24 protein-coding genes are annotated in these 21474 nt (G+C 46.0%); 9 read left to right on the forward strand and 15 right to left on the reverse strand.

Translation table 11 applies throughout. The annotated features are described in order from the left end of the window. Nucleotides 1-19: 19 nt before the first annotated feature. The 14 genes from BUQ91_RS02635 to ffh form a co-directional block, all read right to left on the reverse strand. The gene (locus tag BUQ91_RS02635; protein WP_074208044.1) at nt 20-1384 is read right to left on the reverse strand and encodes a MiaB/RimO family radical SAM methylthiotransferase; all 1365 of its coding nucleotides are present in this window, start codon (nt 1382-1384) and stop codon (nt 20-22) included. Continuing rightward, the gene (locus BUQ91_RS02640) at nt 1381-2571 is read right to left on the reverse strand and encodes a SpoIID/LytB domain-containing protein (protein ID WP_254842215.1); all 1191 of its coding nucleotides are present in this window, start codon (nt 2569-2571) and stop codon (nt 1381-1383) included. The genes BUQ91_RS02635 and BUQ91_RS02640 overlap by 4 nt, the downstream gene beginning before the upstream one ends. 44 nt (nt 2572-2615) lie before the next feature. Beyond that, nucleotides 2616-3155, reverse strand: coding sequence for a peptide deformylase (def, locus tag BUQ91_RS02645; protein ID WP_072827298.1), 540 nt, complete (start codon nt 3153-3155; stop codon nt 2616-2618). A 2-nt stretch (nt 3156-3157) separates the two neighbouring features. Continuing rightward, entirely contained in the window at nt 3158-3526 is a 369-nt protein-coding gene (gene yajC, locus BUQ91_RS02650; protein ID WP_072827297.1) for a preprotein translocase subunit YajC, read from the reverse strand. Nucleotides 3527-3639: 113 nt separating this feature from the next. Further along, on the reverse strand, nt 3640-4581 hold the full coding sequence (locus BUQ91_RS02655; protein WP_074208046.1) for a Crp/Fnr family transcriptional regulator: 942 nt from the start codon (nt 4579-4581) through the stop codon (nt 3640-3642). Next, a complete protein-coding gene (locus BUQ91_RS02660) occupies nt 4581-5486 on the reverse strand; it encodes a cyclic nucleotide-binding domain-containing protein (protein WP_074208047.1) in 906 nt (301 codons plus the stop codon). The genes BUQ91_RS02655 and BUQ91_RS02660 overlap by 1 nt, the downstream gene beginning before the upstream one ends. Nucleotides 5487-5517: 31 nt before the next feature. Then, nucleotides 5518-5865 (reverse strand): 50S ribosomal protein L19, encoded by a 348-nt coding sequence (gene rplS, locus BUQ91_RS02665; protein WP_072827294.1) that lies wholly within the window; start codon nt 5863-5865, stop codon nt 5518-5520. A gap of 16 nt (nt 5866-5881) precedes the next feature. Continuing rightward, nucleotides 5882-6586, reverse strand: a complete 705-nt coding sequence (trmD, locus tag BUQ91_RS02670; protein WP_074208048.1) for a tRNA (guanosine(37)-N1)-methyltransferase TrmD — start codon at nt 6584-6586, stop codon at nt 5882-5884. After that, the gene (gene rimM / locus BUQ91_RS02675; RefSeq protein ID WP_074208049.1) at nt 6583-7140 is read right to left on the reverse strand and encodes a ribosome maturation factor RimM; all 558 of its coding nucleotides are present in this window, start codon (nt 7138-7140) and stop codon (nt 6583-6585) included. The genes trmD and rimM overlap by 4 nt, the downstream gene beginning before the upstream one ends. Nucleotides 7141-7237: 97 nt before the next feature. After that, a complete protein-coding gene (gene rpsP / locus BUQ91_RS15995) occupies nt 7238-7651 on the reverse strand; it encodes a 30S ribosomal protein S16 (protein WP_072827292.1) in 414 nt (137 codons plus the stop codon). Between the two features lie 285 nt (nt 7652-7936). Further along, complete coding sequence (locus BUQ91_RS02685) at nt 7937-8677, reverse strand: hypothetical protein (protein ID WP_074208050.1); 741 nt, start codon at nt 8675-8677, stop codon at nt 7937-7939. A gap of 129 nt (nt 8678-8806) precedes the next feature. After that, nucleotides 8807-9484, reverse strand: a complete 678-nt coding sequence (locus BUQ91_RS02690) for a hypothetical protein (RefSeq protein WP_074208051.1) — start codon at nt 9482-9484, stop codon at nt 8807-8809. Between the two features lie 11 nt (nt 9485-9495). After that, nucleotides 9496-10308, reverse strand: a complete 813-nt coding sequence (locus BUQ91_RS02695) for a TIGR02147 family protein (protein WP_074208052.1) — start codon at nt 10306-10308, stop codon at nt 9496-9498. Between the two features lie 370 nt (nt 10309-10678). Then, nucleotides 10679-12043, reverse strand: coding sequence for a signal recognition particle protein (gene ffh / locus BUQ91_RS02700; protein WP_014547033.1), 1365 nt, complete (start codon nt 12041-12043; stop codon nt 10679-10681). A 510-nt stretch (nt 12044-12553) separates the two neighbouring features. Here ffh and BUQ91_RS02705 point away from each other — a divergent pair. The 3 genes from BUQ91_RS02705 to BUQ91_RS02715 all read left to right on the forward strand — a co-directional run bounded on the left by BUQ91_RS02705 (nt 12554) and on the right by BUQ91_RS02715 (nt 15719). Further along, complete coding sequence (locus BUQ91_RS02705; protein ID WP_074208053.1) at nt 12554-13309, forward strand: hypothetical protein; 756 nt, start codon at nt 12554-12556, stop codon at nt 13307-13309. Between the two features lie 8 nt (nt 13310-13317). Next, a complete protein-coding gene (locus BUQ91_RS02710) occupies nt 13318-14388 on the forward strand; it encodes an AAA family ATPase (RefSeq protein WP_074208054.1) in 1071 nt (356 codons plus the stop codon). Nucleotides 14389-14462: 74 nt separating this feature from the next. Continuing rightward, a complete protein-coding gene (locus tag BUQ91_RS02715; RefSeq protein WP_074208055.1) occupies nt 14463-15719 on the forward strand; it encodes a VWA-like domain-containing protein in 1257 nt (418 codons plus the stop codon). Nucleotides 15720-15737: 18 nt separating this feature from the next. Here BUQ91_RS02715 and BUQ91_RS02720 read toward each other — a convergent pair whose 3' ends face one another. Continuing rightward, a complete protein-coding gene (locus tag BUQ91_RS02720; RefSeq protein WP_139255858.1) occupies nt 15738-16424 on the reverse strand; it encodes a hypothetical protein in 687 nt (228 codons plus the stop codon). Nucleotides 16425-16612: 188 nt separating this feature from the next. On the opposite strand from BUQ91_RS02720, the gene BUQ91_RS15840 reads away from it, so the two are divergent. The 6 genes from BUQ91_RS15840 (at nt 16613) to BUQ91_RS02750 (ending at nt 21424) form a co-directional block, all read left to right on the forward strand. Further along, nucleotides 16613-17872: a hypothetical protein gene (locus BUQ91_RS15840; RefSeq protein WP_254842216.1), complete on the forward strand. Its 1260-nt coding sequence runs from the start codon at nt 16613-16615 to the stop codon at nt 17870-17872. 106 nt (nt 17873-17978) lie between these two features. Beyond that, nucleotides 17979-18440, forward strand: a complete 462-nt coding sequence (locus tag BUQ91_RS02730; RefSeq protein WP_074208056.1) for a hypothetical protein — start codon at nt 17979-17981, stop codon at nt 18438-18440. Between the two features lie 227 nt (nt 18441-18667). Next, complete coding sequence (locus BUQ91_RS02735) at nt 18668-19462, forward strand: C48 family peptidase (protein ID WP_074208057.1); 795 nt, start codon at nt 18668-18670, stop codon at nt 19460-19462. Further along, the gene (locus BUQ91_RS02740) at nt 19459-20199 is read left to right on the forward strand and encodes a GIY-YIG domain-containing protein (protein WP_074208058.1); all 741 of its coding nucleotides are present in this window, start codon (nt 19459-19461) and stop codon (nt 20197-20199) included. Before BUQ91_RS02735 ends, BUQ91_RS02740 begins: the two co-directional genes overlap by 4 nt. A 318-nt stretch (nt 20200-20517) precedes the next feature. Beyond that, nucleotides 20518-20697 (forward strand): hypothetical protein, encoded by a 180-nt coding sequence (locus tag BUQ91_RS15490; protein WP_139299675.1) that lies wholly within the window; start codon nt 20518-20520, stop codon nt 20695-20697. Next, nucleotides 20687-21424, forward strand: a complete 738-nt coding sequence (locus BUQ91_RS02750; protein WP_074208060.1) for a metallophosphoesterase family protein — start codon at nt 20687-20689, stop codon at nt 21422-21424. The genes BUQ91_RS15490 and BUQ91_RS02750 overlap by 11 nt, the downstream gene beginning before the upstream one ends. The last annotated feature ends 50 nt before the right edge of the window (nt 21425-21474 follow it).

Genomic DNA, 21474 nt, shown 5'->3' on the forward strand with positions numbered 1-21474 from the left:
TGGTCTCGTTTAGATTTTGTTAGGCGATAGGTTCTGCGAGCAGAGCGAAGGGTTCCGCATCGGTGATGCGGACGCGAAGCGTTGTTCCCGCAGGGAACGAACCCTGAAGCGCTACGGGGCGGTAAGCCATGTTGCGGGCGATTGTCGTGCCGCTGCGGTAGCCGGGTTTCTCAGTGACTACGGTACATTCGTCGCCAATCCAGTTGCTGTTGTTTTCGAGCGCGATTTTTTGGAATGCTTCGGCGAGAATCGCGGAACGCTCGTGCTTAACATTGTCGGGTACGGCAGCGGCACTTGCTTCGAGGCGTGCGGCAACAGTGTTCGGACGCGCAACGAATCGCGTGATATTGCAGACTGTCGGACGCGTTTCTTTCAAGATATTTAGCGTATCGTTGAAGTCTTCGGCGGATTCTCCGGGATAGCCCACGATCAAATCGGTGCTGAGTGTGAACTTGCTAAAGCGTTTGTTGAACTCGTTTGCAAGGGTTATGTAATCTTGTGCGGTATGGCGGCGGTTCATTGCCTTGAGCACGTTTTCGCTACCGCTTTGAACAGGAATGTGGATAAACTTGTAAATGCGTTCGTCCGTGAAGCAATCGAGCAATGCTTCTTGATAGCCGAGGACATGGCGCGGATTGCCCATGCCGAGTCGAATGCGGTAATTCCCGTTTACGTGCGTGAGGATTCTCTGCGTAAGTTCGGCGAGATTTGTGCCGATGTCAAAGCCGTAGCAGGCGCAGTCTTGGCCTGTAAGCTGAATTTCGAGGCATCCATCGTCGACGAGCGATTGAACTTGATCGACAATCGCGTTGGGCGCATAGCTGTGGAGACGTCCCTTGACGAGATGCGTGCTGCAAAAAGCGCAAGCATCGAGGCAGCCTTCTTCGATATTCACGATGCCGACGAATGGCGATTCGCGAAGGACGTTCCTATGGCGGGCAAAGTTCTCGTCGGATTTTTTATAGCGAGTGCGGTCTTGTATGGCATTACCCGAATCATACCCCAATTGCTGTTCTTTTTCGAGCTCCGAAAGAGTTGTAAATTGCACTTTTGGGACGGCTCGAATTGCTTCTTCGCGGAAGTCCTTGGGGGCGCAACCCGTGATGTAAATGGGAACGTTTGGATAAGTGCTTGCTGCTTTGCGTAATAGCTTGAGGGCGCCTGAATTTCCTTTGACCGTACAGACGTTCAAATAAAACGCTTCAGGCTTTTCTGTGTGACAGTCCGCGGGGGACGCGGCATTTTCAAAATTTGCGGCGTTTTTCGTCGCATTTGTGGGTTCTGGAAATGTGAAGGTGACTTCGGATTTTTTCGAGAGTAGGCGCGCTATTTTTTCACCGTCGCCGAAGTTTGCGGCGCAGCCTTGGCTTAAGACGACTATCATCTGGTGAATTTTTCCAGCGTGATGCCGGGATAATAGTGCGTTAAAATTTGAATGTAGCTTTGCCCTGCTTGTGCGCGTGCGCGTGCGCCCATTTGGCAGAGCCCGACACCATGGCCGAAACCCTTGCCTTTAAGAATCCATTGATTTCCGTTGCGATGGATGCGGAAAAAACAGGAGGGGAGGATGGTGCTGCTGCGTTTAAACAGCCAGCGGATTTTGTCTGCTTTTGCGGTGAACGTGCCGTTGTTCGTTTCTACGACGAGCGTGTGGATGCGGCCGCTCTTGAGCGTGTCTTGAATGTGCATTGACTTGATGCTCGAAAAACTCGGGACGTTCGCTTTGGCTTCTTTGGCGTTTATCTGGAATAAGTCTTGCAATTCGTCTTCGGTAAATTCACGAGTCCATTCGGTGTAGTTGGATTCTCTGCACCAAGGGGTTCCATCTGGGCGAAGATCGGGTTTGTTCTTGAGATAGGGATGGTCTGGGCGGCCCCAGGTGGCAACGCCTTCTGTTTCGCCACCGCAGGTAGAATGGTAGTAGGCGGTGATAAATTCACCGTTGTACGTCATCACGACACCTTCGGTTTCGCGGACTGCTTTGTCCGTGATTTCGGTCGCGCTGTGGAGGCCTTTGTAAACTTGGTCACGCGTGTCGGCGTAGACGTCGAAGCCTTGTGTTTTGCGACTCCCGAAGTGCTTGTAAGCGTATGTTCGGGCGGCAACGGCTTGAGCCTTGAGCGCTTCGAATTTGGATTCGTCGAGTTTGCCGATTTCGTAGGGGACTACGCCGCGCAAGTATTCTTCGATGTCGATGATGTTGATGGCGTTTACCTTGTTGCCATTGGCGGTGACCACGAATTCACCTTCGTAGCAGGCTTTGTTGAGGGATGCCTTGTCGGTTGCGATGGCAATACATTCGCCTGTTGTAGACCCAGTGGCTTTGAATACGCGGCGGTCTATAGTCTGTTGGCGTTTCGCCTTTGTCTTGATTTTGAGTTTGCCTTTAGAGGCTGTGATGTGGAACTCTTCGTTCTTTTGGCGGACGGTGATGCTTGGCACGCCTACAAAAACGCCCACTTGGATAGGGCGATTGAGTTCCTTTGCGATTTTTTGAGGAACGATGGTCTGCTCGGATACACTGCTTGCTTCAATCGGATCTAGCGGTATCGCCAAAGCTAATGGCGACATCGCTAGCGCTAAAACAGAAATTATCCGGCGCAGACTCATGAACGTTATTTCTTCTTGAGCTTCGCTTGAGTTTCTTTGGCCATCTTGCGGAGCTTGGACTGGTTCAGCGTGCGGTCCGATGTCGAAATCTTATCGACAAAGAGGTCGCCGTTCAGGTGGTCACATTCGTGCTGGATGCAGCGTGCGAACAGACCTTCACAGTTGTGAATTTCCTGAGCTTCACCGTTAATGTCGAAGAATCGCACCGTGACACGGTCCGGACGGACTACGTTGCAGAAAATATCCGGGAGCGAGAGGCAACCTTCGTCGTAGTCGGCTGGCTTTGCATCCGGTTCTGCTTCCCATTCGGGATTGAACATAATGTACGGGCGCGGTTCTTCTTCGTCGGGGATGGCGGTGTCGATAACCACGAGACGGATGTTCTTGCCTATCTGCGGTGCTGCAAGTCCACAGCCTGGTGCTTCGTACATGGTTTCGAGCATGTCTTTTGCGAGCTGGCGGAGTTCCGGCGTGATTTCGGTAATGGGTTCGCACTTTTTGCGAAGCACCGGATCACCGTAAATTCTGATGGGGAGAATAGCCATGATTACTTCTTTTCTTCGACCTTAGCGGAAAGGTCGTTGTTGAGGACGCGGAGGATAGCAGCCTTTTCGAATTCGATGGTGGAGGTGCCAGTGCGGAGCGTGATGATGTTTTCTTCCATGCTAGCGATGGTGCCGATGATGCCTGCTGCGGTCATGACCTTGTCACCCTTCTTGAGCTGCTTGCGCATTTCGTCCATCTGCTTCATTTCCTTCTGCTTCGGGCGGATGAAGAAGAGCCACATCACAACAAAGAGAAGAATGATGGGGAGGAAGCTGGCGAGTGCACCCGGCTGTTCCGGCTGGGCTGCTGCTGCATCCTGTGCGAAAGCGGCGATGGAGGAAAGAGTCACGAGAAGTGCAGAAAGTTTCATAATAAACCTTTTAGGGGGTTGAGTGTTTTGTTCAATGAAAAAATAGAAATTTTTGATGCACTGGATTCTTCGGCTACGCCTCAGAATGACGTTTTACGCTTTTGTCTTACGGACTATTGAACAGTAATTAATTTCTTGTCCAATAACGGGTAGATGCGGTTGAGCTCGACTAGGTTCAGCAATCTATCGAAATCGGCTGAAAATTTTTCGATGAATTCTAGCCCGGGCAAATCGTTGTTCTTTGTGGATGTTTGCGGTGCGGCTTGCAACAATCGCTTTTGCAGGAGCGATTCGAGGCTTCGCATCGTGAGTGTCATTCCGTGCATGGAATGTTTTGTTTGTGCGGCAAGATCAGTTGTCTTGACGGCTACAAGACCGTTTGGCTGTAGTTCACCTTTTTCGCTTGCTGTTTTGACGAAAGCTGAGAGCACGGCTTGCTCTGTGAGCGATAGAATGTAGTGCGAAGAATTCTTGTAGATTGCTCTGAGCCGGAGCGTGTCATAAAGGAGCTCGATGAGCTTTTCGTTTTCGATGGTAAGCGATTCTGCTTGCAAGCGGATCAACTTAAAATCTTGTAAAATGAGCAATAGTTTGTATGTCTCGAGTGAAGACAAATTTGAAAAATTCTTAAGCTCGTTCTTGATTGTTTTTAAGCTGATTAATTTGTCTTCGGATTTTGCAAGAATGAATAAAAGTGATGGAAACGATGTAATAAATTCTTTCTTGCGTTTGTTTTCTTTTGCTATGCGGTTGCGTTGCGTTAAAAACGAAATGATGGATTTCATCCAGATAGGCTGTTTTTCCATCGTCTCCTGGAATAAACTTTGCGGGATGACTTCGATTTCGCTGTCTTCTTCTGCGCGTACTGTATATTCCAGGGGTTCGCCTTCGACAAGACTCATTTCGCCGAATGTGGAACCCGGTCCTAAATTCTTTGTCTGGATTTCGTTTTGTTCGTCCTTGTATGTTGCGACAAGGGTTCCTTTTTTGACGATATAGAAGGAGTGGGGCGTGTCTCCTTGCATGCAAAGAATTTTATCAGCAGCGATTTCCATTAGACTGTCCCCTTGAGATTTTGTTCGTACTTTAAGGCTGTTTCGTAGTAGTTTATTTTTTTCAAATCAAGAGAAAGAAGATGATTCCCTTTTTCGATAAACCACTCGAATTGCTGTATTTGGAGCCAGTCGGCGACTGTTATGGGAATATTGCGTTCCTTGAAAAAAGCGATCCAGTCCGTTGCATCTTTCGATGTGCCATTTTCTAATGTCGAAAGCAACACAAGAATTCTTTTTTGCTGGAGCGTAAGGCAAAACGGGTTCCAAGGCTTGTCCAAATCCTTTGCCTTTTGGTAATCAGAGAATATACCGAGAAGGTATGGGTTTGGAATGGAAAGACAGGTTTTGTCACCATGGAAAACAATCAACTTGCGACGAATGAGAGCCTTTAAAGCTTCTGTTGCTGCTGGTAAGGGAGTCTTGGTAAGCCACGAAAATTCTTGCAGCAGTGCGTTTGTCTGCAAAAAATCTTCGCTTTTGTAGAATTTGCAAAATGACGCGAGACTTGCAAGCGTGTTGTCTGTCTTTGCCGAGCGGATGGAATCGTTGATTCTTCTTGTTCTAGCAGAAATAGCCTTGATAACTGCCAAAAGCCATACGGGGAGGCTCTTTAGCTCGGATTCCATACATTCGTCGTTGATAATCGTAATGGAGGAATCAACCGTAGCTTGGAATACGTAACGTACGGGCTCACGTTCAAGGAGCGCTCCGACGCCTACGAGATTTCCGGGAAGAATTTTAAAAACAACCTTGTTGTTTGCTTTGGGGTCAAGCGCAACAAGCTCACCCTCGTTCAAAAGGATGATTTTTTTGTCTTCGTCCTGTGGCGAAGATACAACAAAACCCGCCTTCACGCGGAGTTGCGTGGGCGGGATAAGTTTCTTTCGGGAATCCCCCGTAATCATCGGGAAATAACCGCCTTCGAAGTCGGGCTAATTAAGCCTGACGTTCTTCGATACGTGCAGCCTTACCACGGAGGTCGCGCATGTAGTAAATGCGAGCCTGGTGGACCTTACCGGAGCGTTCGACAACGATGGAGTCGATGCGCGGAGAGTTGACCGGGAAGATACGTTCGACAGCCACGGAACCAGACATCTTGCGAACCGTGATGGACTTGCCGATGCCAGAGTTCTTCTGCTGAATAACGACGCCCTTGAACGGCTGGATACGTTCCTTCGTACCTTCGATAACCTTGACGTTAACGGTAACGGTATCGCCGGCGCGGAATTCCGGAAGGTCGGTCTTCAAATTTTCATTCTGGATTGCTTCAATGTTCAGGGACATAATGTGTACCTCGTTATTATTTGTCGCCAAATGTAGTATTTATTTCAAGATTTTTAAAGATGTCGGGACGTCTTTCTTGCGTTCTTTTTAACGATTCTTGGCGTCTCCACTCTGAAATGTTCTTGTGATGACCGGAAAGTAGCACCTCAGGCACCTTTTTTCCTTCGAATTCTTCGGGGCGGGTGTAGACAGGCCAGCCCAAAACGCCTTGCGCGAAGGAGTCCGTTTCGCCGGATTCCTTGTGGCCCAGAGCTCCGTCCAGCAGTCGCACTACGGCGTCCGTGACGAGCATCGCCGGAAGTTCGCCTCCGCTCACGACAAAGTCCCCGATGGAAATCTCCATGTCGACCTCGGTCTGGCGGATGCGGTCATCGATTCCCTTGTAGTGTCCGCAGACAAGTACAAGGTGGTTTTCTTGAGAGAGTTCTTTGGCAATCTTATGTGTGAAGGGAACGCCGTCTGCCGTGAGATAGATGACTTTGCCGCCATCATCCTTGACACCCGTGCTGCGAATGGCCTTCGCAAGCGGTTCGGGACGGAGTACCATGCCCGGTTCACCACCGTACGGGACATCGTCTACTTGCCCGTAGGCGTTGATGGCGAAGTCGCGCAGATAGACTGTGTTGAACTCAAACAAGCCTTTTGCCTGTGCGCGGCCCATGATTGAACTTTTCATCGGCGCGAACATTTCGGGGAAGATGGTGATGCAGTCGATCTTCATCGTTCCTCCGGGCAAAGGGATTTTAGATAGTCGCTATCGCAAACTATGAACTTTCCGTCTTCGTTGATTTCCTTGACACAATCATCAATCCAGGGGGCGAGGATGGACTTGCTGCTGAATTCGGATTGCATGGCGAGGTCGAACTTGATATGGAACGCATCGACCGTCATCAGTTCTTGCACTTCGAGGACTTCGCCTATGTCGCGACCGTCTTCGGTGTGAACGCGGAAACCTTCTAAATCGTCAATGTAATATTCGCCTTCGGGGAGCGGGAGACGTTCGGATTCGGGAATCATGACGTCGCTATTGACGAGGACTGCTACGGCTTCGGGAGTATCAAAACCCTTGAATTTCAAGTGCCAAATCGTGTTGGCGACTTTAGCGTCTTCGAGGGTGAGTTCCACGATTTCGCCATTCCTCTTTTTGACGCGCACGTCTTTAAGGCTCTTGCAGCGAGTCAGGTCATGGGTCAGGGGCATTGCCTTGATGTAGCCTTTGACGCCATGCGCACGCATGAGTTGGCAGACGGTGATGTAGGATTCGTTTTGGTCCATTTTAGCGGATTGGCGAGTGTGGAAAACCGGGAGGGAAAGTTGTTGCTAAAGAAAAAAGTCCCGTGCAAGCGCACGAGACTCTTCTTTAAAGGCGTAATTAAGCCTGTGCTTCTTCAGCGGCCGGAGCTTCAGCAGCTGCCTTGGCAGCCTTTTCAGCTTCGAGACGAGCCTGAGCCTTCGGGCTCAACTTGCGCTGCTTGGACTTGATTTCGCGAGCCTTCGGTGCCTTGCCTTCGATGGAGCGGTTGGCCTTGAGGTCGTGGAACAAGTCAGAGATACCGGTCTTCTTGAGGAGGGACTTGACGGTGTCAGACGGCTGAGCACCAACAGAGAGCCACTTGAGAACCTTTTCCTGTTCGAAGCGGATTTCCGGCTGCTTGAGGTTCGGGTTGAAGAAGCCGACCTGTTCGATAAAGCTATCGTCGCGAGCCTTGCGGTTGTCGATGACGACGATGCGGTAGATCGGGTTGTGACGCTTGCCGAAGCGGGCGAGACGGATAACAGTTGCCATTTTATACCTCTTTATGGGGTTTTTCCCGAAATTTCGGGGTTTTAGTTCTTTTGATGCCAAATATAGCAAACTTGCTTTTGTGTGTAAAGGACGGCAATGAAAAAAAATCCGTCCTTTTCTTATAAAGTAATTTGTGAAATAGCCGAAAAATGCCAAAAAGTGTCGAAATTTTGATAGAAACGGCAATTTTAGTGCATGTGAAGAAAGCCCCGTGAATCCGGGGCTAGAATGATTTTTTGACTTGATTAATGCTGTTTGGGGATCAATATTGGGTTTAATCTGGATTTAGAATGTCGTTATGGGCTCGATTTGAGGGCGAATTCTGCATGCTTCGATGGTTTGCGAGGCAAATTCATTCCAGTATATGTCGAGGTAATTGTAAAAATAATGGGGCTTAAAGTATTTTCTCGAATCTCTCGAGGGATCGTCTTGAGACGGGCTTGGCTCTATTTTTACATTGCAGACGATTTTTGTTTCTGTTTCTTCCGTGATATCGCCGAATTCGGCTTTGCAAGATTCCTTGAATTGCAATTTGGATTGCGCGAACATTTCAGTGTTGAACCACGGGTTTGTCCATTTTTTCGTGATGGTGTTGCTGTGCAAGTAAACGGAATAAAAGATGGTGTCCTGGTATGTTTCGCACGCGATCACATCGGAATTGCCATTATAAAACTCGAATGCGGTTCCGTTTTCCAACTGGATTCGATTGGGCAAGCACCACAAGGGATTTTCGGGGTAGTCCGGATTTTCTGCACACCAATAATCTACGGTGATATCGTTGCTTATCGGGTTGCCGTTCAACCAGCTTTCAAGAGTCTCTTTGGTCTCGTCAGAAATTGCAAATATTGGTGGAGTGTATGTGGAGTCTTGTTGATGCTCGAGGCGTATCTGTTTGCTCGGCTCTTCTTTGATTTGCGCAACGGATGCTTCCGGTGCAACGGAATTGCTCGAGGAGCAGGCGGTGAACGCGAGTGCTACTGCGGCTCCAACGATTGTTTGTGAGATTGATTTGGTGATGTAGTTCATGGTGTCCTCCTTTAGATAGGTTATACTTCCTAACGGGTCAGAACATTGAAATTCTGACTCATTTGTTTGTCATCCTATCGGTGCAATTTCGTCCTAGAGCATCGCGATAGAATTCGTTAAATGATTCTGTTATTCTCTACAGACTTTTATAATCTGCGTTCCGTACTTTTTCCAGTTCGGATCGGTGTATTGCGTTGCTCCCGCGGATGTGGAATTTTCCTTGGTTGGTATTAGATTGCAACGGTAGCTTCGTTGCCCTTCTGTGACGCCTTCTGTTTTTTCGATGAATTCTCCGTTTTCGAGAATACAATCATCTTCGAAATCCTTTGCAATTGATGTTGCCGAGGAATCAGGGATGGTGAATGCTTTTTGTATAAGCGAACTTGAAACTTGGACGGAGTAAGCGAACCACGTTTCTTCTGTTTCGCAACTGATTGTGGCGACATAAGCAATTTCAAGGTGCCGCAATGTTCCATGCTCGGTCTTTACTCCTGTGAGTAAACTTGTATGTTGTGCAGAAGTGTCTAGATTAATGATTATATCGTGTATGGGCGTGGGGGTTAGGGGATTAAAGCTTGCCTTGGAATCGACGATAAATGTTTTTTCGCCTTGGAACCAGATGGCCGATGCGCTGTCGACAGCTGCGTTGATTTGCGCCGTGATGGCGTTCGGCTGTTCATCCGTGCCGGCTGAGTTTTCGTTTCCGCAGGCGGCGAGGGAGGCGATTGTGACCAACGAGAAAGCGACCGCTATAAGACTTACCAATATCGTGATCGGGAATGATAAAATTTTGTACAAGTGCTTCATAATTCATCCTCCTATACTTTGTCCGTCAGCGGGAAAAGTTGCAAGTTGAGGCGGTAAACTTGATCGATTTTCTTGCATTCGTTGGCGAGCGTGATGACGCGCTTGCGGCAGTTGTCGACCTCTTCGGAAATGCGCGCGAATGTTGCTGCGTCGATGCCCATGGTGACTCCCGAAATGTTCCTTTCGTTCACGTCGATTTTGTCGATGGCTTCTTTCGCGAGGTCGGTCATTTCGCGGTTCATGGCACGGAGAGCAAGCGGGATGGCCTCGGACGAACCGGTGATGGCCTTGTCCGTTTGCTGGTAAGTGTTTTCGTCTGTTTCTTCAAGGAACTTTGCCTTGGTGAGCATGGCTAGCGAATCTCGGACTTGTTGCGCCGTGAAGGCATGCTTGATTTTTTTTGCGATTTCAAGCGGGAGGGCGCCCGGCATCAAGGGTGCGAGTTCACGAACGATGGAATTTATGGCAGATTCGTAATAGGCGAATGTGTCGGCGTCAATGACACGTGCATGCTGTTCTTTTGCAATGCGGGTGAGGTCGGCAAATGCGGCCTTTTTCTTCTCGTCGTTTGTGGCGTTCCCGAATTCGACCATCTTTTCGAAGTACGAAAGTTCAAAGCCCGAAAGTTTCATCGCAGCAGCGACACGCGGTAGCCCAACGCGACTCAGCGAACTTTTCCCTTCGCAAACGAGCTTGAGATACGATGGCGAGGCGAATCCGGCGTCCTTCGAAAATTCACGCCAGGTAAAACCGGACTTCTTGTGTTCTTCGTAGAAGTCCTGCATGTAGCGGCGGTAATCTTGGTATTCGGTTATCGGTTTCATGAGGTTAGGTGTTAGGTAATAGGTATTAGGTGTTAAGGGTGTCACCCCGGATTTATTCCGGGAGCGCCTTTTAAAAATCGCGTTCTCCTGCTTGTTTATAATATAACTCTGAAAAACTCGAAAGTCAATAGTTTGTGATACAAAAACTTTGAATTTTCACGAAAAATCAAAGAAATTTTGATATTTATAAAATTTATTTTTGTTAATGAAACAAAATTCTTTGCTAATGATACAAGGGCGAAATTCGCGGCAGTAGACGGCAGAAAGTAGACGGTAGGAAGTAGGCTGTAGGAAGTATGAAAAAAGCCCGCTTGCTTTTGCAAACGGACTTTTGAAATTTTATGGACGAGATGCGCGGGATGCGCGGCGCTTATCTCTTTTTCTTCTTGTTCTTGTCTTTAGGCGGGGTGTAGTTCGAACCGATCGTACCGCCGTTGTTCTGGCGCTTGGCGAAATCGCCGACCTTCTTGAACATTTCCTTCATGCTTTCGTACTGCTTGAGCACGGCGTTCACGCGGGCGGCATCCGTGCCTGAACCCTTTGCGATACGGGCCTTGCGGCTACCGTCGATAATCTGCGGCTTCTTGCGTTCCTTCGGCGTCATGGAACTGAGGACTGCTTCCACATAGACCAACTGCTTTTCGTCAATCTGGTCGAGCGGGAGCTTGTTGAGTCCCGGGATGAGGCTCAAAATGTCCTTGATGCGTCCGAGCTTCTTGATCGTGCGGAGCTGCTTCAAGAAGTCGTTCAAGTCGAACGTGTTGTTGAGAATCTTTTTCTTGAGGTCCTTCGCGTCCTTTTCGTCGATGACCTGCTGTGCTTTTTCCACGAGGGATACCACGTCGCCCATGCCGAGGATTCGGCTTGCCATGCGGTCCGGGTGGAAAAGGTCGATTTCGTTCAGCTTTTCGCCAACACCGATAAAGCATATAGGCACGCCCGTCATCTTCTTGATGCTAAGCGCTGCACCGCCGCGGGTATCGCCATCCATCTTCGAGAGGCAGACGCCCGTGAAGTTCAGGCGGTTCCAGAACGTTTCGGCGACATTCACCGCTTCCTGACCGATCATAGCATCGGCAACGAACAAAATTTCGTCCGGATGAACCGCGTCACGGGCCTTTTCAAGTTCTTGCATCAACTCTTCGTCAATCTGCAAACGGCCTGCCGTATCGTAAATCACGAGGTCAAAACCGTTGTCCTTAGCATACTGGTAGCCGTGCTTGATGATTTCGACCGGATTGCCCTGGCCTTCGTCATAAACCGGAACGCCGATGGACTTGCCGAGCACCTGCAACTGCTTGATAGCGGCCGGACGGTAAACGTCAGCGGCAACGAGGAGCGGCTTCCTCTTCTTCTTGCTGCGCATCCAGAGTGCGATCTTGCCTGCGAAAGTTGTCTTACCCGAACCCTGCAGACCAACCATCATGATGCCCACGGGAGAAGGTGCGGAGAGGTTGATTTCCTTAGTTTCGCCACCCATGACGGCCACAAGCTCGTCGTGGATAATCTTCACAATCTGCTGACCCGGGGTCACGGAATTGAGCACTTCGGCGCCCATGGACTTTTCCTTGACAGACTTGACAAAGTCGCGGGTCACGTTGAAGTTCACGTCGGCAGCGAGGAACGCACGACGCACCTCACGCAGCGATTCCGCCACATTTTCTTCGGTAAGTTTGCCCTGCCCACGCAGGTTCTTGAGAGTATTTTCTAGAGAATCAGTCAGCTGTGAAAACATAGTGGGTCAAATTTAGTAAAGTCGGAAGTAGGAAGTAGGCGGTAGGAAGAAAATGTGAGTGAAAAAGCTTGTAACTGAGTCATTCTGAGCGGAGCCAGTAAGGCGAAGTCGAAGAATCTATAAAACTTAGGAATGTTGGTGAAAATGCTTGTAATGACGTCATCCTGAATGTGAAGCGTGAAGGATCCAGTAAATTTTATATGGGGAGGGAGAAGCCTCTCCCTCGCTTCAGCCCCGGCTTTCAAGTGCGAATGCTGTATGTCATGCCCGTCTCCGAACGGGCACCTCCATTTTTTTGCAAAAAATGAATCTGCGCTGGGGCTTCCGCTACCCTCTCTAGCGGGCTTCAGACGCCAGCCCGCAATGCCTGGCTTACGCCGCCTTCGATAGTTCCTTTAGAAACGTTTGATCCGATCTTATCCTTTCATGCGTCGGTAGTTGTCGCATTGCGGTCGTATATTTTCCTATAGAATTTAATGGAGACAACCATTTTTGCAAACTATAGGAAAAATGAGAAGTAAACATTTTAAAGAACGTGCCTTTGAGCAGGTGGAGTACAATTACTGGAAAAAACTGGTGGGCGAGATTCTTGTTCCCGGAGAGCCAGGGAGTTACCCTTCCGAAGGGGAAATCCTTAGCGCCTATAATGAGATGTCGGCTCGGCATCCGGAATGCAAGTGCAAAATATTGAAAGCGAAAAATCTAGGCCAACCTAAGCCGAGTTCGGAATGTTTGTTTCAAAGGGGGGATAAAATCAGTGGAATCTGGATAATTCGGCAGATGGGGTCTACAGATGACGTGCTTGAATTTTTTATGAGTTCTGCACAACTTTATGTGAGTCTTAAGCATAAGGGCTTACCATCGATTTTTGTGCGGTCTGCGACCTGTAACCTGCAGCAGACTATGAAAAATTTTGAGGACTTTATCGACAACTACTTACTTCATCTTGTGGGCCTTGAACAGGAGAAAATAGAATTTGAAAAGATGCTCAAAATCGAAAAAATGGCAAAATTAAGCATAAGAACGGGCGTTTCTCAGGTCTTGTCCTCATTGAGTTACGAATGGAATTTGGAGGACAAGGGGGAATGTTTTGCTCTACGGATTGGACTTGGAAAGAAAAAACTTGTTGAAATGTCGCTAAACGATAAAAATTTCACTAAGAGAATCCCTGCTATACCCGAAATGCTAAAAAACATTGAAGGACTGCTAAAAATAATGCCGTTTCCGGTGGACATTTCAATGACAAAGGAACTCTTAAAACTATAGAGGTATGTATGTCGGTAAGGATCAATGCGCGGGAATTGGAAAGTTTGTTGGCTGCGACTCCCGCATCGCAGAACATTATGCTCACGGGCAAACACGGAATCGGCAAGTCGCAGATTCTGGAGAAGTTCTTTACAGCCCGCGGCGAGCGTGTGGTGATTCTGTTCTTGGGGCAGATGAGTGATCCGGGTGACTTGATTGGGCTTCCGCGGCTTGACGAGACAACCGGAAAGACTCTGTTTATGCCGCCTTACTGGTTTCCGACCGATGGCAAGCCAGTGGTGCTGTTTTTGGATGAACTGAACCGCGCCCGCCCTGAGGTGTTGCAGACAATCATGGACTTGACGCTGAATCGTACACTTGCGGGCCGAAAGTTACCCGAAGGTTCTCGTGTGATTAGTGCGGTGAACGATGGTGAGGAATACCAGTTGACCGATTTGGATCCGGCGCTCGTGAGCCGTTTTAATATCTACGAATTCAAGCCCACTACGCAGGAATGGTTGCTGTGGGCGGCGAAGGCGGGGCTCGATTCTCGCGTAATAGACTTTATTTCGGAAAATCCAGAAATGCTCGATGGGGCCGCCTTTACTCGCGAAGATCAAGGACTTGAAAAATCACCTGACCGCCGCGGATGGGAACGAGTATCGAATGTGCTGCAGACGAACGAGGTGACGCCGCTTTTAAAGATTGTAATTGCGGGTATTGTCGGCATGCCTGCAGCAACCAAGTTCTTTGCGACAATCAACCAAAAACGTTTGCCTAGCGCAAAGGAAATTTTGCTCGGCGATTTCGCAAAGTTGCAAACAGCGCTCAAGAAATGCTCAACGCCGGAACTTGCCTCAGTGAACGAATCGATTCTTCGCTTTATCGAGACGAAGAGTTATGATGAGAAGGATGATGCGAAGGTATCGAAGAACGTTGCTGCATATTTTGAATTCCTTTCGGGTGAAAATTTTCGCGAGGCGCAGGCTCATTTTGCGAACCTGTATTCTTCTTCGCTGTACCCGTCGACGATGACATTTGTGATTATGCAGTGCCCGGATTTGTATAAGAAGATTACGGCATTTGTTAAGTCAATTTAAGACTGTCATCTTGGAGCGTAGCGATAGGATTCAGTTAAGATGAGTATAGAAGGACTGGGGTGAATGTTTTAAATATGGATTGTATAGATAGAATAAAGAAAATTGGTGAAAGGTGGTTCCTGACGGAGCCTCTGTTGTTTGCTGTATATTGCAGTCACGAGTTTTGTGAGAATGATTCGCTTGATGTGGCGATGCGAACCGGAAACAGAAAGGTCGAATTTTCTCCGAAGGTTTTGCTAAATGTGTCTGATATTGTGTTGGCGGAATTCCTAAAAGTCGAAATATTCCGCATTCTGCTCAAACACCCGTATCAGCGACAACCTCCGTTTGCCGAAAAATCGTTGCTTACGTGGGCGAGCAATATCACAATTGCCGATGTGTATGATTTACCGCAATCTGTCAAAAAACAGATGAGTGGCACGGAATTGAAATTGCCCCAAGGGTTGTGTTTCGAGGAATACTATAACCTGCTCAAACAAGTGGCAATGCCGGCGGGCGGGGTGGGGGACAAGTCGGACGATATGCCGGTTGGCGAATCGCAACAAATGGGTGGAGAATCAGGGCTGGGAGGCAGCGGTTCTAAAAGTAATGTTGGTGGCCCTCGCAATACACAAGAAAATGTCGATGCTCAAGAAAAACGGGATACGCAAATTTCGGAGCTTTGGGATGAAGATGAAGAAGCCTGTTGCGACATAAATGGATATATCGAAGTTGCCGAAGCGAGCAACAACTGGGGCTCTATTTCGGGCAAACTGCAAGGCATCATCAAGGCGAGCCTGAAAGTAGACATGGACTATCGCAAAATGTTGAGCCTGTTCAAAACCTCGATCATTTCGAGTAAGCGTCGCCTTACGCGTATGCGCCCGAATCGCCGTTTCGGTTTTGATGCCATGGGTAGTCGCTACGAACTTTCGACAAACTTGCTGATTGCAGTTGATGTTAGCGGCTCTGTAACCGACAAAAGTCTATCCTTTTTTTTCTCGGTGATTAATAGGCTCTTCAAATACGGCGTCGAAAAATTAGATGTATTGCAGTTCGATGCCAAAATTCAAGGTGAACCGGAACCGTTAAAAAATGCGCGCAAGACTGTCAAAATAATGGGCCGTGGTGGTACGAATTTTCAGCCTGCTGCTGACTATTTCTGCACACATCCCGAATATGACGGACTCATCTACTTTACCGATGGCTTCGCTCCGGTGCCAAAGTTCAACACCAAGCGCCCCATCGATGTACTGTGGGTTTTATGTGGAAAATCCGCCTACGACCAAAACGCAGAGCGAATTAAAAAATTGAAACGGAACCGTGTCACATACATTCCTAAAAGAGAATGATGACTGAAAAGAAATTGATTAAATCTCCATAAAATAGTAACGATATGTTGGATCGTTCGATATAAACTTCCACTTAATTTTTTGAGTTAGTTGTTGATTTAATGTTGTAATGTCATCCTTTTTCCCTGTAGGCTTTCCAATATCTTTAGCTGAAGGGATTATTTCTTCTGCTTGTATTTCGTCTTTTGAAGAAATGTTTGTTTCTTTACTTCTGAAATATTTGTAGATGTCTTTTTCTTCTTCACCTTTTTTCGGTTCTAATTTTGTGAAGAAATTTAGATCATCAACAATTGTTAAAACGAATGTCCTTGCATAATGTTTTTTTTCTTTCACTTGTTGCATAAATTTGATGTCCTTTATAAAGGAGTACATTTGTTCTGGATATTGTTTATTTCTAGGGAACTTTAATTCAATGGCGTAAATTTCATCTATATCCTTAACTTCTTTTTTATTATTTTTCTTATAGACAAAAATATCCATTTCTGTTTTTTTCCATTTTTCTTTTTCAAAAACTCCCCAAAGTTTCTTTGCGTTTCGTTCAAATTGAACTTTGTAGTTCTCTCCAAGTTTTTCTCGAATATATATTCCTAGTTCATGCTGCAAGGAAAATTCGTTATATATATCATAATCCTTATTATTGGGAGTTTCTAATTTTTTGAGCAATTCCTTGTCTAAGAAATCTTTAATTATTTCTTTTATATCCATTTTTATTTCCTTCTTGCCATAATCATGGTAATTAAACATTTTTCTCCATAAATATACTCCTAAAATGTCGAAATAGCCCATTTTTTAGAGAATTCGCATCTTTGGGCGGTTTTTAAGCGGACTCCATTTAAGTGTCTGTAGTTGTCGCATGTGAGCTGTATATTTATAAGCAAATAAAGGAGTTCTTTATGATCGAAGAAAAAATGGCCGAAGAAGAAATGAACAAGGCTTTCCGCTACTATAATTACGTGCGAGAGTTTTACGGTTATTTGTGCGATTCGCTGGACTTGGTTTTTGAAGATGATTGCTGTGAATTTGACCCAGCATATGCTCCCGCTGAAAAGGAATTCCCTCCTGCAGAGGGAATAGATGAAAATTCTACCGCCAAGGCGATTGCGCTTGATAAAATGGCGCGGGCTATTCGAGCCTACGAAACAATGCGGACTATTGTTGCGGTGCTTGACAAAGATGGCGTGGAGAAGTCCGCGAATAATCGCGGAATGATGCAGGATCCCCATAAGTTTGCGCTTACAAGTATTGGGGAGTATTTTCCTACGACAACGCTATGGCGCGAATTTGAAGAACCTGCGCAAAAACGGCTTGGAAAATATGCGGATGATGCTCAAAGTGCGATTATGTTGATGGAACCGCTATCACTTGAATCTGCAATTCACAATATTTTCGCAGAGCAGAAAGAATGCCTCGAAAAATTTTTACCGCAAAAAATTGAGGAATTGAAAAAGTTGCAGGCTGAGATGGAATCCTTCTTTGATGAAAAAAATGAAAATCCGCAGAATCTCCACAGGCGGCAATTTAAATACGAAGATCGCAGAAGCCAGGAATACATCAATAGTATAATGGAAAGCCTAATCAAGGATGATGGCTGGATTGGTGCGCGAAAGAAATGCAAACTTGAAGAAAAACTTCATCAAGATATGCAGCTGTTGGCACGGAAGGCCTTGGCCAATGCCCGCTTTGAACACCGCAAAGAAAATATTGATAAACTGTTGCTGCTGAACAAACGGCTCCATGAACTGCAAGATGAATGTGCAAAAGTCACCTTCGATATGTACAGGGACATGAGGGCTCTCATGGCGCAAGGCAAGTCGTATTACAAGACTTTTGGCATTGAGTCGTTTATTGTGTATGAATCAGAAGAGGACTGGGAGGGCGACGTTTCCGGTCTTTACGATTCCTACGATAGGGCGAATCGTTTTCAGGTAAATCTCAATGACGCTCCCGGCAAGGAACCCGCCGATTACAAGGATTTGAACGCCTGGCACGAGGAACTGAGCTGGAACATCGAGGGGCTTGACCTGCCTGAATTCAAGGACGAATATATCTGCTTTGCGATGCACAAGTTCTTTGCCGATGGCAGTTACTCCCTCGAAGATGCCATGCGCATGAAATTAGAGGAATTTTATGTCCACACCGAGATTCATATTTAGGGATTCGTGTTGATAGTGTCAGATGTATGGTTAAGACGATTTTTTTAATACGTCTGTATTTGTCGTGTGCTGGGGCTAGATTTAAATAAAAATATATAGGAGAAAAATGAGTAGAACAGAAAAAGTCCATACGCATAGATGCCCATGCGTGCGCTATATTGATGCTAGCTGTCAAGCTAAGGCTAAAGCAGTTAGATCTGCCGCCAAAAATGAAATCAGAAAGATGCAGGATCCCGATGATTTAGATTTTTTTCTCGAAAATAGCCGTCGAGGTCGTCTTGGGCGCACCTATAGCGCGGGGTATCTTGATCCCACCGTAAGTGAAGCGGATTATTTAAAGAAGGTCTTGTCCGTCAAACAATCTGTGGCGAATGGGACTGTGCCGTGGGACACTTGTCTGTTTGCTAGTAACGCTTTTCATAAAGATGTCCTAAATCGTGTAAAACAGAAGGACCCAACATTCAAAGGCGACAGAAATCAAGCGATGTTGTTGCTTTCTAACGAAGAATTGGCGGAATGTGTTCATCGTTTTTATGCGAGTAAAGGACTCAAGGGTCGTAAACGGTAATTATATTAAAAGAGGATGTTTGACAGGAACAGTATCTCGAAACCTCGTCCTTCCAAGTTGGAATATTCCCTTTCCCTTTGCAATTTGGTTCAAAAACGCCAATTTCGCTACAAAATCAAGCTCTTTTGTAAACTTCCTGTACGTTCAGTTTGCATTTAAGTTATTTTCAAATTGGACATATTAGAGAGTTTTGCAGAAACTCTAAACACTCGTTATGAGAGGTTGTTATGGCTAAAAGAAATCAAGAAGCGAAAAAGCAGAAAACTATAAAATATGGAACAGAAAAAGCTAAAGAATATCTTGATACGATTGATTGTCTTCGAAAGAATAGGCCTCGAATTGAAGAAAAAGAAAGACAATCAGACATTCTGTTTATAACAGGATGCACGAGCGATAAAGATGGTCGCGATGGTGAATTGCCTGCTTTTGAACGATATGTTGGAGGTGCTTCTGTTGGAATACTCAAATTTTTTTCCAAATTCGTTGAAGAAAAAAAACGCCCTTTTGACCTATACGTTCTATCTGCGGGCTATGGGTTTATTCCTGCCGAAGCTGATATTCAAAAATATGACATTTCGTTTAACAATGTTGATGCTAAATTGCGTAGCGAAATGGCTCAAAGCCGGCATTTGAACTTGAGTGCAGATTTTCGATCACTCCTTGAAAAAAAATACAAATTGATTATTTTGCGTTTGGGGCCTAAATACATTGATGCTCTTAATAAAGCCGTAAAAAATGATAATGTGAAATTTTACGAACTCCCTAACGAAACACATGTTTTTTACTTAAAACCCAAATCTACGGACCAGATTTTGTTTCAGGCGAAATCAACACAAACTCATTCCATTAAGCCATTAGAAATTTACGGCTCAGAAGTAAAAAAAATATCGGGTAGCAAACTCCTCAATGATGCTCAGGATTCATTATGGTGCAAATTCTTTGATAAAAACCAATGCATGTCTACGGATGAAATTATCCAAAAAATCAACGATGCAAAAAACGTGGAGGATCTATTGAAATGAATACAGAAAAGAAAGACACCAAGGAGCTTTGCTTGAAAATTCATGAGTTTTTTAGTAAGCTTCCAAAATACAAAATGGCGGACATAAAAATCGCCCAGCAAAATAACAGGGGTATTATTGGTGGAGTTTACGTTATGTTCGAGGAGGGGGAAGACTATCATGGCTATTCACGGATTACCCGCATTGGGACCCATCAAGCGGATAAAAAAACTGCTCCGGACATTCCTGATAAAAGCCAATCTGTATGGAAAAGAATGATGCAGCATTATGGCAATATGAAAAGTTTATTAGGAAGAAAGGATGGAAGCATCTTTAGAAAAAACATAGGCATTGCTATGTTGCAAAAAAGTAGGGATTCATACATTGAAGCGTGGCTGTTTGATCGCACTTCTCGTGCCAATAGAGAAAAATATGATTCCGACAAATCTAAAGTTCCTTACAATAAAGAAAAACAAGATAAAATTGAGGCGAAAGTAAGCGATTATATACGCAATAAAATCAGTTTTGTTGTTATTCCCATCAATAATCGAAAAAAGAGACATGATTTTGAATATGGGTTGATTTCGGCGATTTGCCAAGCTTCTGATTTTTATCCTAGCAAAAATTGGCTTGGAAACTTTAATGATAAGGAAAAGATAAAACAAAGTCATATGTGGGTCTCTGATGGAATAGATGATGAGCCTGTTACAGATGATGAATTTGAAGAAATTAAGCAATGCTGTAAATCCTTTAGGTAAAATATGAATTTTTAGCGACTGTATTTGTCGTATGTCTTTTATACATTTATCCGTAGAAACAAAAAGAGGTTTTCTATGGTATGTTATAGTGTTCCTAAAATTTCAGGGGATGAAATAATATGTTTGCCCGACATCGGTCAAATTCAATCAAGGGAATCTCTATGACACAAAAAGAACTAATTGACAAGGTCCATGCCGAAATAACCGGCAAGGAGACATTTAAAGAAATAATCCATCGACTTACCGATGCTATTATGCAAGATGGCGAGAACAATCTGAAAGTATTGTTTTTTCGTTTAGAACCAGCCTCATCGGCGTATGTTCACACGTATCCTGACGATATTTCGGACGGCCCTTGGAATGTTTAAAAAGGGGCTGAAATGCAAGAAGATAAAAAAAGCCGAAAAAGCGTCCGGAGAGTTTGATAAAGATACGCTGTCCGCTGGAACCTGCTCTGAACAAGCCGAATGGGCGGGGATGACAGATTATGGCTTGTGAGAAGTGCGCTGAACGACAATTATGGATTTGCGGGGATATTCACGGCGATTTGTCTGGGTTAGTTCGGAATGCTGTGAATTGCGGGATGTCGCACGCCGATATCCTGGTTGTCGGTGATTTTGGTGCAGGTTTTGGCCGCCCGAAATCGATGGATGTCGCTTACGGCAAAGTGTGTACCACGCTAGAGAAAAATGACATTTGCATATACACGATTCGCGGCAATCATGATAATCCTGCGTTTTTTGATGGTTTGCATGATTTTGAATGGCTGCATTTTTTGTCGGACCACCGCATAATTGAACTTTGCGGCAAGAGAATTTACCCTATCGGTGGGGCTGTTTCTGCCGACATAGATTTTGTTGATCCTCTAATCCGCAAATCACGGCGAATGATAAACGATACCCTAATCAGGATGGGCTCTTCTAAACGCATCTGGTGGCCTGATGAGGCTCCTGTGCCGATTGTTGAAAGTTTCTCCACTGCTGTAGATGTTGTTGCGTCGCACGAGGCTCCGCTTTCGTTTGCACCGCCCCTTGTGCGGGCCGATTATGTGCGAGATGTAACTTGGCAGAAGATTGTTGAGTCGCGCAAGTACTTGGATTATGTTTTGCAAACGGTCAAGCCGATCTTGTGGTTTTACGGGCATTATCATTGCTGTTATGAGGGAAATTATCAAAAAACACATTATCGCTGCCTCGATATTGCTGAAATGACGCGGATTGTTTGAAGTTGTAACATGCGTCAACATCTGTCGCATAGCGTGTATATATTTACGGA

This window comes from Fibrobacter sp. UWB11 (assembly GCF_900143015.1).
Taxonomy (GTDB): Bacteria; Fibrobacterota; Fibrobacteria; order Fibrobacterales; family Fibrobacteraceae; genus Fibrobacter.